Here is a 13,921-nt window from a genome sequence, read left to right as displayed (position 1 = left end):
TCTGTTGTCGACCACATCGGTGGTGACGCCGCCTGCGGCGGCGGCGACGCCGGAGGATTCAACGCCGTTGGTGCCTTCGCAGTCGCTGGGGACGGTTCCGGCGCAGCAGGCGGAGGAGGCCGGGAAGGCGCTGCCGGAGCCGAGCTGGCCCGAGGCGGCCGAGGCGACGGTTGATCTGTCGCAAGCTGAGCCGGGGGAGCCGGGTACGGTCACCCCGCAGCCGTCGGTCACCCCGAGCGAGACGGCCGGGGACGCGGGCACCGAGGTCGCCGAGGTGGTCGAGGTGGCCCCCGCACCCGACCCCGAAGGGGAGGGTGCTGCCGCCCAGCTGACCGACACCAGGCTGGCCGCCGACGACACCTCTCCCACGCCGTCAGACACCGCCACCGCAGACGCTGCGGACGCCGCGGCGGCGGAGACGGCGGGCCCGGAGGCGACTGCTTCCGCCACCGGCGAGCCGGGCGCGGATGCTTCGGCGCAGCCGTCGGAGTCGGCCTCCGGTGAACCCAGCTCCCCGGCCGATCCGGTTGAGCCGGCTGCGGAGTTGGTGTCGCCGGAGCAGGTGGATGTGCGGGTGCTGGACCGTGCGGAGATTGCTCCGGCCGGTGGTGTGGGGCTGGGTGTGCAGGTGACCCGCACCGACGGTGTGGCCTCGCCGGGCCTGGTGCAGGTGGCGATCGACTACTCGGGTTTCGAGTACGCCTTCGGTGGTGATTTCGCGTCCCGGCTGCGGCTGGTGAAGGTTCCGGTGTGTGCGTTGCAGACCCCGGAGGTGGAAGGCTGCACGGAGCGTGAGTTCGTCCCCGCCGACAACGACACCGCGGCGGGCACGCTGACGGCGACGGTGACGGCCGAGCCCGATAACAGTAGTCTGTCCACGCAGCTGGGCGCGGATTCGGGCTCGGCCTTCCTGCTGGGTACCGGTTCGTCGTCGGACAAGGGCGACTACCGCGCCTCCACCCTGTCGCCGACCGGGTCGTGGGAGGTGGCGACCGGGTCGGGTGCGTTCTCGTACAGCCTGCCCGTCAGCTTGCCTGCTCCGGCGATGGGGTCGGCTCCGTCCCTGGCGATGTCGTACAACTCGCAGGCGGTGGACGGGCGGACCTCGGCGTCGAACAATCAGGCGTCCTGGGTCGGCATGGGCTGGGACCTGAATGTCGGCTTCATCGAGCGGCGCTACCGCAACTGCACCCAGGACGGCCTGTCCTCCATCGGTGACTTGTGCTGGGACTCGCCCAACACCGCCGGAGAGGCCGACGGCGCGGTCTATGTCATCAACCTCAACGGTGTCTCCTCGACGCTGGTGCAGGACAACACCGGCACCGGTTCCTACCACCTGCAGAACGATCCGGGCTGGCGGGTGCAGCACCTGACCGGGGGGCACGGTGCGGACGACGAGTACTGGGTGATCTCTACCCAGGACGGCAAGCGCTACTACTTCGGCTGGGGCCGCTCCGAGCGCACCAGCGCCACGACCTCCTCCGTGTTCACCGTCCCCGTGGTCGGCAACAACACGGGCGAGCCGTGCCATGCGCAGTTCCCGGTGCCGTGTACGCAGGCCTGGCGGTGGAGCCTGGACCGCACGATCGACGCGAACGAGGTGGAGTCGGCCTACTTCTACGACAGGGAGACCAACTACTACCGCTCCGTCGCCGATGTCGACCAGGCCCGCTCCTACACCGCGAGCGGCTATCTGAAGACGATCGAGTACGGCTGGCCGGCCCAGATCACCGGCTCCAAGCCGACCGGCAAGGTCGAACTCACCCATGCGGGCCGGTGCACGGAGCGCATGACGGAGACCGACCCGCTGCGCGACACGGTGGACGCCTGCCCGTCGATCAAAGCCACCCCCGGCTCCTACCCCGACGTCCCCGTCGACCTGCTGTGCGACGGTACGTCGGCGGACTACAACTGCGCGGGCAAGACGTACTATCCGACGTTCTTCAGCAAGGACATGCTGTGGGACATCAAGACGTTCGCCCTCAAGACGACGATGGACGGCTGGGATCTGGTGCAGCAGTACCAGACCAAGCACGGCCTGCCCGACCCGGCCGAGACGATCGGTAAGACGCTGTGGCTGGACTACGTCCAGCGCAAGACCTACGGCAACGGAACGGACATCGTCCTGCCGGTGATCAACTTCAACGGTGTCGACCTGGACAACAAGGTCGGTTCCACCGAGCTGAACTTCCGCCGCGTGAACACCGTCCACGGTGATCTGGGCGCGACCACCACCGTGTCCTACGGCTCACCCAACCCGTGCAGTATCGATGATCTGCCCACGCAGGCGTCGAACACGAAGGACTGTTTCTGGCAGAAGTGGACGCCCGAGGGCGAGACCACCGCGAAGTCCGGCTGGTTCAAGAAGTTCCTGGTCACGAAGGTCACCGTCGATCCGACGGTGACCGAAAGCCAGGACGGCGCCCCGGAGATGACCACCACCTACGACTACCAGGGCGGCGCCGCCTGGCGCTTCACCAACGACCCGCTCACTGCGGATGAGGACGAGTCCTGGTCGGAGTGGCGCGGTTACCAGCGCGTCGAGGTCACCGCGGGCACCGGGGCGGTGAAGCACTCCACCTTCCACTGGCTCTACCGCGGCCTGGACGGCGACCGCACCTCCAAGGACACTTCCGACACCCGCTCGGTGAAGGTCTACGACGGTGAAGGCACCGCCTACACCGACTCGCCCTGGCTCCAGGGCAAGACCATCGAAACCTCCCAGCGCGACGACACCGGCAACTCCCAGCAACGGGTCTTCCACCACTACTGGGACCACAACACCGCCCAGTACGAGGGCCTGCCCGACGCCCGCTTCGTCCGCGAGGACGAGACCACCACCCTCACCAAGATCTCCACCGGCTGGCGCACCCACATCGTCCAGAACGAATACGACTCCGCCGAACCCGCCTCAGGCACCTACGGCCTGCCGCTGCGCACCGACGACCAGGGCGAAGCCGGCATCGCCGACAACCGCTGCACCACCTACGGCCGCGCCTACAACGACGACCTGTACGACGGCACCAGCATCCAGCGCTGGACCGTCCTGGCCGATGAGTCCCGCCTCTATGCGGCCGGCTGCGCGGACCGTGCGAGCGGCAACCAGGACGGCTACACCGCCACCCTCTTCGACAACGCCGCCGACGTGGCCGGCAACAAGCCCGTCGACGGCAACCCCACCGAGACCCGCACCTACGCCAGCGCCAGTACCACCGACTTCGTCAAGGCCAAGGCCGGCTACGACGACGCGGGCCGGGTGATCTGGACCGAGGACGCGGACCGCAACCGCACCACCACCACCTACAGTCCGGCCAACACCTGGCCCGTCGACGGTGTCACCACCACCACCCCCAAGCCCGGCAACGCCGTCACCGACCTGCGCCCGGCCCTGACCTCCACGGTGTGGACGTCGCGCTTCTGGGGCGTGCCGTATCAGACGAAGGACGCCAACGGAAAGCTCACCAAGATCACTCTGGATGCTGCGGGCCGCTCCACCGAGGTGTGGAGGCCGACCGAGACCGGCTCCTCGCCGTCGCTGAAGTTCAGCTACAGCATCCCCACCTCCACCAACAGCGGTGGTGTCCCGGACTCGGTCGACGGCTTCCCCCGGGTGGCCAGCCACACCCTGCAGTCCGGCACCACCTACCTGTCCTCCTACGCCTACGCCGACGGCCTGGGCCGTGCCCGGGAAGCGCAGGCTCCGATCCCGGACGGCGTGGACACCACTACGGGAGCGGAGGTACCGAACCGGCAGGTGGCCGTCACCCGCTACGACACCTCCGGCAATGTCACCGGCACCTCGGCGGTCTTCCGTAACCAGGGCACCGCAGGCACGGGAGGCCCGGTCAGCCCGAAGGTGGAGGACCTGCCCTCCTACACCGACCTGACCCTGGACTGGGCCGGCCGCACCACCATGTCGCAGATCCTGTGGAATGACGGCACCACCAGCCGTGCGTCCAACCAAGGCAAGGTGCTGACCGCCTATCACGGCGACTACACCACCGTCACCCCGGCCGCCGCCAAGCCGGTCGACACCTACACCGACGTGTACGGGCAGACGTCCAAGGTCGTCGAGTACAACGGCGCCGCCAGCTTCACCACGCTGTACGACTACACGGCCAAGGGCGCCCTCTCAAAGATCACCGACTCGCGCGGCAACACCACCAGCTACACCTACGACTGGGCCGGCCAGCGCACCAGAACCCTCGACCCGGACGCGGGCCGCAGTGACACCACCTACGACGCCAACGGCCGCATCGTCACCGTCACCAGCAACTACAACCACCCCCTGCCCGGCAGCTCGACCGTTCTGACCTTCGGCTACGACAACCTGGGTCGCAAGGCCTCGGTGTCCAGCGGCAGCACCGAACTGGCTTCCTGGTACTGGGACGGTGTCACCGGCGGCAAGGGCCAGATCACGTCAATGACCAGCCGGGACACCAACGGCAACCTCTACACCACCAAGACCGGCAGCTTCGACGACCGCGGCCGCGCGCTGAGCACCACCGTCAGCATTCCCGCCGCCGTCACCGGGCTGGCCGGCGACCACACCACCCGCTACACCTACGACGCCGCCGACCACATCACCTCGGTCACCTACCCCAAGGCCGGCGGCCTTGACGAAGAGACCGTCACCAACAGCTACGACGCCTACGGTCGCTCCAAGACCCTGACCTCGCCCTGGCAGACCTACATCAGAGGCACCGGCTACGACGCGTATGGCCTGCTGACCGACCGCACCTATGGCCCGTCCGGCACCACCACCAGCGACGTCACCGCTCAGCGCAGCTACAGCTACTACTACGCAGGCGGCACACGGTGGCTGCGGGGCATCACCACCACCGTCAACGCCGGCGTGATCACCACCGAAAAGCAGCAGGACCTCTACACCCACGACAACGACGGCAAGATCGTCAGCATACGGGAACAGGCAAGCGGCCAGACCGCACAGTCGCAGTGCTTCCGCTACGACGACCAGGCCCGCCTGATCACCTCCTACACCCGCGCCGAGGTCAGCGGCTGCTCCACCTACACCGTCTCCGACTTCACCGGCCAGGACCCCTACGAGACGGACTACAACTACGACCGCATGGGCAACCTGCAGTCCGTCACCGAGCTCGACTCTGCCCACACGGAGACCACCCGCGACTACCTCTACCCCGGCTACGACGACGCCGGCACCTGGACCAAGGAGAACGCCGCCCAGCCACACGGCGTCCGCAAGATCAACACCATCAGCGCGGGCACCACCACCGCGACCGAGAACCTCACCTACGACAACAACGGCCAGATGGTCAAGCGCGTCGCACCCGGGAAGACCAGCGACTACACCTGGAACCCGCTCGGCCAGATCGGAACGGTCAAGACCACCACATCCGGCGGCAGCGAACTGACCCGCTACGCCTACGACGCCGACGGCAACCTCCTGGTCCGCACCACCCCCCAGGAAACCGTGGCATCCATCGGCGGCATGGAACTGCGCACCACCGACGGCATCACGGTCACCGCGACCCGCTACTACACCAGCGGCGACACGACCGTGGCCATGCGCACCACCGAAGGCACCACTGCCACCAACGGCAAGGTCACCTACCTCATGGGTGACACCCAGGCCTCCACCCAACTCGCCGTCGACGCCACCACCGGCACCGCCACCCGCCGCCGCTACACACCCTTCGGCAACGAACGCAACGGCACCCTGCCCACCGGAACCGACAACGGCTTCCTCGGCAAAACCGAAGACACCAGCACCGGCCTGTCCCTCCTCGGCGCCCGCGCCTACGACCCCGAACTCGGCCGCTTCCTCAGCCCCGACCCCCTCAGCACCCCGCACGACCCACAGAATCTCTCCGCTTACAGCTACAGCGGCAACGACCCCATCAACTACGCCGACCCGTCCGGCCTGACTCGGATGAACACCTCCAGTACTACAGCCGTGACTCGTGTCCGTGTCCGGTAGCCGTGTGATGCGTTGACCTGTCCGTGAGTACGGAGCGGGCGGTGCAGGTGTGGGCGGGCTGGTTCGATGACTTCTTCGCCTCTTTGGCGGGTGTCTTCGGGCGGGTCGAGCCGCGTCGGATGGCGATGGCCTATGTGAAGGCGCTGGTGGCGCCGGTCGAGCGCAAGAACGGGTGGCAGATCGCCGAGCATGTCGGGCACTCGAGTCCGGACCGGGTCCAGTGGTTCCTGGCCCGCTCGACTTGGTGCGCGGATCAACTCCGTGACGCCCTGCGGTCGTTCGTCGTCCAGTTCCTGGCCCGGCCGGACGGGGTGCTGGTACTGGATGAGACGGCGTTCCTGAAGAAGGGCCGGATGTCGGCCGGGGTGGCCCCGCAGTACGCCGGGATCACCGGCCAGATCGAGAACTGCCAGGTCGCGGTGTTCTGCGCGTACGCCACCGACACTGGACGCGCGTTGATCGACCGCGAGTTGTACCTGCCCGCCGCCTGGTGCGCCGACGCCGGCCGCTGCCGCACCCAGCACATTCCCCGAGCGCGCGCGAAGGCAGTGGTGACCAAACCGGAACTGGGCCGGCGCATGGTCGAGCGGTGCCGCCGGGCCAAAGTGCCCTTCGGCTGGGTAGCCGCCGACAGCGCCTACGGCCAGGACCGCAAGCTCCGTGGCGCACTGGAGCGCCGCCGCATCCCCTATGTCATGGCCGTCCCGGTGGACGAGACGGTGTCCACCCACGGCACCGGGCCTCTGCGCGTGGACAAGCTGGCCGCCGGTATCCCGCTGATCTTCGAACGCCGCTCCTGCGGCGTGGGAGCCAAGGGTCTGCGCTCCTACGACTGGGCACTGGCCGACGTCACCTGGCCCGGCGGCGCCGAAGGCGGCCCCCGACGCGGCCATGTCCACCTGCTGCTGGTGCGACGCTCGATCACCGACCCCACACAGATCGCCTACTTCGCCGTGCACGCCAAAGCCGGCACCCCGATCGGCGAGATCGTCCGCGTGATGGGCCTGCGCTGGGGAATCGAGGACTGCTTCGAGACCGCGAAGTCCGACTGCGGCCTGGACCACTATGAGGTCCGCACCTGGGACGCCTGGCACCGCCACATCACCCTTTCCATGGCCGCCCTCGCCTTCCTCACGATCACTGACACCCGCAGCCGCCACCTCCAGGAACCCGACGGACACCACCTGTTGCCCGCACCGGCCGACCCTGCCCAGGCGCCCGAAAAGGGGGCCCGTCGGGCCGCGTTGAAAAGCTGATCCGCTACACCGCCGAGGAGATCCGCCGCCTGCTCAACCGGCTCGTCTGGGCCACCACACCGCCACCACCGGCGATCGTGATCATCCAGTCACGCTGGCGCCGAACCCACCAAGCACGCGCACAACGCTGCCACTACGCCACCCGCGACAAGCGAGATCGCGAGTCACGGCTGTAGTACCAGTGGGTGTTCCACGAACGACTGCGACGGCGACGGCGTGGACGACAACGTGGCAGAGGAATCGGTCAAGGAGAACACTCCCTCTTCGAACGACGCAGACGATCTGCGCGGGCAATTCGGCCTCATGGGAAGTAACCAGAATTCAAACGCCGTCGGCTACTGGTATCCCCAGACCAACGTATTTGGTAAGCCGGAAACAGTTTGCTTCGGGCGTCTTGCCTGCAGCAACGCCTATGCCCATCTGCTCGAACACCCGGATGACGTGGCGGGGGCCAAGAAGATTGCTGCTACCTACTGCCTGATTCACACAGACGCATGCGCGAAAGACGCCCGCGTCTGGGAACGGACGGAAGAGCTAGGCGAGGAATTCGTCATGGCCTTGGGGACAGGCACGGGTCGTCTGATAGGCGGGCGCCTCTCAAAATCCGGAACCTGCACGAAGTGCTTCCTGGCCGGAACCGACGTCCTCATGGCAGACGGCACCACCAAGGACATCGAGGACGTCGAACCCGGTGACAAAGTCCAAGCCACCGACCCTGAAACCGGTGAAACGGGAACCCGAGAGGTCACCCGGCTGATCATCACCGAGGACGACAAGCACTTCAATGAGCTGTCCATCGCAACAGACGACGGCATCGAAAAACTGACGGCCACGAACGAGCACCCGTTCTGGTCACCTTCTGAGGACGACTGGATCGAGACCGGCGACCTCGGTCCCGGCATGACCCTGCTCACCGACGACGGCACCACCGTCATCGTCACCGCGAACCGGGCCTACACAAAGCATGCGACGACGTACAACCTCACTGTCGACGACCTCCACACATACTATGTCCTGGCTGGCGATACGCCCGTCCTGGTACACAACTCAGGATGTCCAACTTTCAATTATGGCGTGGCTCCAGATTTTCGCGGCATCTATATCATCACCATGAAGGATGGCAGGGCGTATGTTGGGTCAGCTGGAAAGCTCCCAACCAGTACAGTCCATAAGCGCCTTCACAAGGCATTCACGGACAAAGAGGCGGCAGTTTACCAGGCGGGGTACACGTACGACGATGTGGCTTTTGTGGCCACGCGGGACATGTCAGGAAAGTCTTGGACGGAAATACGCCAGGCGGAACAAGTGGCAATTGACGGCCTTGGCGGAGTGGGTGGCGGGACACTGTTGAATCGAAGGAATGAGGGCTGATGAGGGCGGACTTTAACACCCTGATCTGGGATGTTCAGGGAAGTGTAGAATTTGACGACTTGCTGAGGTCCTTTATCGAGGGGCGATGTGACGGTATCTACCTTCGCGTGCAGCGCGGGGTGGAGCTTGATCATTTGGACTTCCTTACGGAACTGCCAGGTCTCAAGTATGTGGAAGTGAACGGTGCTGTGCGTGACGACTCACGGGCATTCAGCTTGCCGGATGTTGTTGAGCTAGTTCTCTTGACAAGAAGCCGAACTCCGGTACCGGTGACCTCGAGTGACACTCTTGAATCGCTTGGTGTGGATGATCGTCCAGGCGTCCTTGACCTCTCCGGACTCACACGGCTCCGCGCTCTAACCCTTTGGTCTTTCACTCGGCCTGATTTGCGGTTCCTATCGGGTGTCCCGAATCTGGAGTGGTTGAAGTTGGAAGGGCTTGGTAGCGCAGTCGACCTGCGTGGAATGGAAAGCTGTCGCTCGCTAATCGAAGCAGAATTGTTGGAACTCCAGGTGGAGAGCCTGGAACCCCTCAGGCCGCTTCAGGATTTGCTGCGATTGTGGCTGATCGGGCCACGGGAGACGCAAATCTCCGAGCCTTTGAGCCTGGCCGATCTTTCTGGGCTATCGGCCCTGAGGGAACTTAGGATCATCAACTCGGGGGCAGTCCAGACCGCTGAGCCATTGCTAGGGATGCCAGCATTGGAGGATGTCCGTCTTAGAGGCACGAGGGTTTTGGACGAGAGCCTCGAGGCGTTGCAAGCCCTTTCGCAGAGGGCGAGAGTGGTGGGGCCTGATGAGTGAACCTCTTTCATCCTGGGGTCTGAGGAGTGAAACAGGCTGGTCAGCGTGGTGGTGACGTGGCGAAGCCCCTCGTCGTTGGTGTGGTGATCTCACTCAACACGCCGACGGCCGGGGGGCTTCGTTGGTTCCGTATCCTTCCATGCTCGACGTCCCGTACGAGCTGGTCGAGCATGTCTCCTGGCTCGTCTACACCCGAAGGCGTGAACTTCGCTCACCATGGCGGAAGTTGAGCTGCTTCAAGCAGGCCCTGCTGACACTGGCCCACCTGCGGAAGAACGAGACGTTCGCACAGGTCGGCGCCGGGTTCGGGGTGTCGGAGGCGACGGCCTGGCGCTACGTCGACGAGACGCTTGAGGTTTTGGCCGCCTGGGCGCCGGGCCTGCACGAGGCCCTGGTCGGGTTGGGCGAGGGGGACTTCGTCATCGTCGACGGGACGCTCATTCCGACCGACCGCATCAAGGCGGATGAGCCCTACTACTCACAGAAGCACCGCAAGCACGGCATGAACGTGCAGGTCATCGCGGCCCCGGACGGCACACCGCTGTGGTTCTCACGCGCGACACCGGGACGTACCCATGACCTCACCGCGGCCCGTGCCCACGGCATCATCCAAGCGTGCCTGACTCGACAGATCCTCGTCCTCGCGGACCGGGCCTACCAGGGTGCCGGCGCCACTGTCCGCACCCCCTATTACCACCACAACGAACAGCCCGAGCACTACCAGGAGTTCAGAGGACGTTCGTGTCATCTATGCGGTGGTTTACGGCGGTTGGCGCATGCCGGGAATCAGCGTGTACAGGCTGAACGGGAGGTATGTCTCTTCGGTCGCGACGCACCTGATCTTGCGTTTCACCCTAGTTGGTAACGAGAGCTCCTGTCCGGTTCGAATAAGCACCTGAATTTGGCTTTTGCCTCGCCCGATCGAGCGATATGCCCGATCGGGAGCCCCGTGCATGAGTATCCCCATGGCCACTTCGCAGCAGCGCAAGCCGTACCTGAGTGATCTGTCCGACGCCCGCTGGGAGTTGATCGAGCCGACCTTGACGGCCTGGCGGGCCGAGCGACAGAAGACCTCGCTCCACCTCGGCGGCAAGGTCACTGACCTGCGAGAAGTGATGAACGCGATCCTCTTCCTCAATCGGACCGGCGTCCCCTGGCGCTACCTGCCGCACGACTTCCCGCCGCACACCACCGTGTTCAGCTACTTCAGCGCATGGACCGCCGACGGCACCATCGAGAAACTCGGCGTCCGCCTGCACCGAATGGTCCGTGAGCAGGCAGGACGCACCGCCGAGCCCACCGCCTGCGTTCTCGACGCACAGAGCGTGAAGACCGCCACCAGCGTCCCCACCGACACCCAGGGCACCGACGCCGGCAAGAAGACATCGTGGGCCGCAAACGCAGCATCGTCGTCGACACCCTCGGCCTGTTACTGCTGGTCATCGTGACCGCAGCCAGCGTCTCCGACAACGAGGCCGGCAAACAGCTCCTCACCCGGATCGCCGCCGACCACCCCACGATCACCAAGGCATGGGTCGACACCGGCTACAAGACCCAGGCCATCGAGCACGGCGCCGCCCTCGGTATCGATGTCGACGTCGTCCCCAGGAACGCCCAGGTCAAAGGGTTTTCCGTGATTCCGCGAAGGTGGGTAGTGGAGCGAAGTTTCGGTTGGATCATGATGCACCGTCGCCTCGCCCGGGACTACGAGACCAAACCCGCTCACTCCGAGAGCATGATCCGCCTCGCGATGATCTCCAACCTTGCGAAACGAGCAACCGGAGAAACGCCCATAACTTGGCACAACCCGTGAACTATCCCGTCTTCAACCGGAACGTCCTCTTAAGGGGCTTTACACGCCGGTTCCTCACGTGCACCTTTCCGTCTCGCTTGCCGGACCCGCGCCGTCTGGCAGTGCCAGCGCGTCCCGTCGTTGTCGGGGCTGCTTTCCGTCCTTACCGGCATCTCCCGGCTCGAACTGCCCCCAGCTTCGCCATGCTGCTGCGACAGCACGACGGCGGAGTCCTCTCACCTCCGCTCGATCCCACAGCGCCTCGTGGCGCACGAAGTCACAGATCCAGGCCCTGGACCGGTCCCAGCCGGTGCTGCCGATAATGCCGGGCATGCCCGAGCGGCGCACCCACGACTACGTCCGCAACGGCCTGACCACCTTGTTCGCCGCCTTCGACGTCGCCACCGGCGAGGTCATCACGGCCCTGCACCGACGCCACCGGGCCGTGGAGTTCAAGAAGTTCCTGATCCGGATCGACAAAGCGGTGCCGGCGCACCTGCAGGTCCACCTGATCGTCGACAACTACGGCACCCACAAAACACCGGCGATCAAGGCCTGGCTGGCCAAACACCCGCGGTTCGAGCTGCACTTCACCCCGACCGGCTCCTCCTGGATCAACCAGGTCGAGCGCTGGTTCGGCTACCTCGTCCACCAGATGATCCGCCGCGGCGCACACAAGAACATCCAGGCCCTCGAAGCCGACATCCGGACCTGGGTCAAGCACTGGAACGAAGACCCCAAGCCGTTCATCTGGACCAAAACAGCCGAAGAAAATCCTCGACTCCCTCACCCGCCTCTGCCGACGGATCTCCGGCGCAGGACATTAGCGAGCGGTCTCGTGCTGGGGCCGGGACAACGAACTTGATCCTGCGGCCTACTTCGACCTCGAGTCTCGGGATGCTGTTCCCAGTATGTGGAAGGAGACAGGAGTCCGCGCCTCAGGGAAGAAGAAGCGGTCGAGGTGCTCGATGATGAATCCCGCCCGTGTGATGGCTTGTTGAGTGTCGCGGCCGGTGTGGCAACCGCCGACGAGGAGCGGCCAGACGGTGGCGTCCAGTAGGCGCTGAACTCGGATGAGGCCGGAGGTATCGGCGCGGATGTGTTCCAGGAAACGGAGTTGTCCCCCTGGTTTGAGTACGCGGAGGGCTTCGTCGAGGGCCGCGTTGGGATCGGGGACCGTGCACAGCACGAACGAGAACACCGCGGCATCGAAGCTCTTACCGGGAACGGAGAGCCTTTCAGCACTGCCGGCGGCGACATGGATCGAAACGGGCGCCTGCTGGGCGGCGGCTTCAGCGAGTCGTCTCAGGTGTGGTTCGGGTTCGACGGCCAGTACGCGGGTGACGGTTGGCGGGTAGTGGGTGAAGTTCGCACCGTCCCCTGCACCGATCTCGATGACCTCGCCGGTGAGTCCAGCGAGGTGGGTGCGGCGGTGTTCGGCCATGCCTGCTTGTTCCATGGCTTTGCTCATGTGGGGGTACAGCCGCGCGAAGACGGGGCGGTTCATGTCGATCACCAGGCCACGGGCAGGTTGACGAGGCCGCCCGTCAGCACCTCGCTGCGGACGGTCAGCTCCTCGACCGGTACGGCGAGCCGCATCGTGGGGAAGCGCTGAACGAGCTGTGCGAGGGCGACCTGCAGCTCGATGCGGGCCAGGGGTGCGCCGATGCAGTAGCGCGCACCGTGTCCGAACGTGAGGTGGGAGGCGGCGCGGCGTGGGATGTCGAAGCGGTCGGGGTCGGGAAAGACGGCGGGGTCGTGGTTGGCGGCGCCGTTGTCCAGCATCACGAGGTCCCCGGCTTGGATGGTGACGCCGCCGATGTCGAAGTCTGTGCGGGCGTAGCGGGGTATGCCTCCGCCGCCTTTGCCAGGGGCTCGCAGGATTTCTTCGACAGCATCTGGGATCCGGTCGGGGGATTCCGCCATCGCCTGCCACTGGTCCGGGTGGGAGAGCAGCAGCAGTGCGCCGAGGCCGATCTGGACGACGGTGGTCTCATGGCCGGCGAACAGCAGGGCCATCGAGAGCATGGCGATCTCGTCGTCACCGACTCCTTCGGTTGCGCATAGACGTGAGATCACGTCGTCACCAGGCGCTCGGTGCTTGTGTGCCACCAGCTCCTTTCCGTACTGGAACAGTTCGCCCAGCCCCTGCTCGGAGCGTGTCCGGTCGAGCACGTCGGCGGCGGCCTGCGTCCAGGTGCGGAACCGGGCTCGGTCTTCGTAGGGCACGCCGAGCAGTTCGCAGATGACCAGGATCGGCAGCGGCAGCGCGAGGGCTGTGACGAGGTCGGCCGGCTGGTCCTGGTGTGCCAGCTGGTCGAGAAGTTCGGCGGTGAGGGCTTCCACGCGAGGGCGGAAGGCGCGCATGCGCCCTGGGGTGAAGTGCGGTTGGAGCAGGGAGCGCATGCGGACGTGGTCGGCCTGCTCGGTCGCATAGTTGCCCAGCGGTCCGCCGAAGAGGGCCGATTCGTTGGAGCGGGCGGCGGTTTCCGGGCAGGGGTGGGAGCGGCCGAGTCGGGCGTCGTCAAGGAGCTGGCGCACCTCGTCGTATCCGGTGACCAGCCAGGCGTCGTCGCCGACGCGGGTGCGGATCTTGTGGACGGCTCCCTGGGCCTGTAACTCGCGCAGCAGCGGCGGGACCTGCAAGGGACCGGTCTGTTCGAAGGGCAGCTGGGGAGGCACGGAGCTCCTGTAGATGATCATTTGTATACTCTGATGTAAACAAACGTACTTGTATACT

At 65.6% G+C, this 13,921-nt stretch carries 4 protein-coding genes and 5 pseudogenes; 7 read left to right on the top strand and 2 right to left on the bottom strand.

Annotated features, from left to right (window positions below; translation table 11 throughout):
* Positions 1-70: 70 nt before the first annotated feature.
* From OHU89_RS01490 to OHU89_RS01460, 7 genes and pseudogenes are all read left to right on the top strand, one after another.
* Entirely contained in the window at positions 71-5,959 is a 5,889-nt protein-coding gene (locus tag OHU89_RS01490; RefSeq protein ID WP_405639050.1) for an RHS repeat-associated core domain-containing protein, read from the top strand.
* 41 nt (positions 5,960-6,000) lie between these two features.
* Positions 6,001-7,098 (top strand): annotated as a pseudogene (locus tag OHU89_RS01485) (IS701 family transposase); the annotation flags it as partial.
* Positions 7,099-7,818: 720 nt separating this feature from the next.
* Positions 7,819-8,274, top strand: a pseudogene (locus OHU89_RS01480) (polymorphic toxin-type HINT domain-containing protein); the annotation flags it as partial.
* A 311-nt stretch (positions 8,275-8,585) separates the two neighbouring features.
* Positions 8,586-9,389 (top strand): hypothetical protein, encoded by an 804-nt coding sequence (locus OHU89_RS01475; RefSeq protein WP_405639048.1) that lies wholly within the window; start codon positions 8,586-8,588, stop codon positions 9,387-9,389.
* An 80-nt stretch (positions 9,390-9,469) separates the two neighbouring features.
* A pseudogene (locus tag OHU89_RS01470) lies at positions 9,470-10,119 on the top strand (transposase family protein); the annotation flags it as partial.
* Between the two features lie 235 nt (positions 10,120-10,354).
* A pseudogene (locus tag OHU89_RS01465) lies at positions 10,355-11,202 on the top strand (IS5 family transposase).
* A 253-nt stretch (positions 11,203-11,455) separates the two neighbouring features.
* Positions 11,456-12,008 (top strand): annotated as a pseudogene (locus OHU89_RS01460) (IS630 family transposase); the annotation flags it as partial.
* Between the two features lie 47 nt (positions 12,009-12,055).
* Here OHU89_RS01460 and OHU89_RS01455 read toward each other — a convergent pair.
* Both OHU89_RS01455 and OHU89_RS01450 read right to left on the bottom strand, forming a co-directional pair.
* A complete protein-coding gene (locus tag OHU89_RS01455) occupies positions 12,056-12,688 on the bottom strand; it encodes a methyltransferase domain-containing protein (protein WP_405654256.1) in 633 nt (210 codons plus the stop codon).
* Between the two features lie 5 nt (positions 12,689-12,693).
* On the bottom strand, positions 12,694-13,884 hold the full coding sequence (locus OHU89_RS01450; protein WP_405639046.1) for a cytochrome P450: 1,191 nt from the start codon (positions 13,882-13,884) through the stop codon (positions 12,694-12,696).
* Between the last annotated feature and the right edge of the window lie 37 nt (positions 13,885-13,921).

Source organism: Streptomyces sp. NBC_00019 (assembly GCF_045041015.1).
In the GTDB taxonomy this organism is placed as follows: domain Bacteria; phylum Actinomycetota; class Actinomycetes; order Streptomycetales; family Streptomycetaceae; genus Streptomyces.
This window is presented reverse-complemented; position numbering and strand designations above follow the sequence as displayed.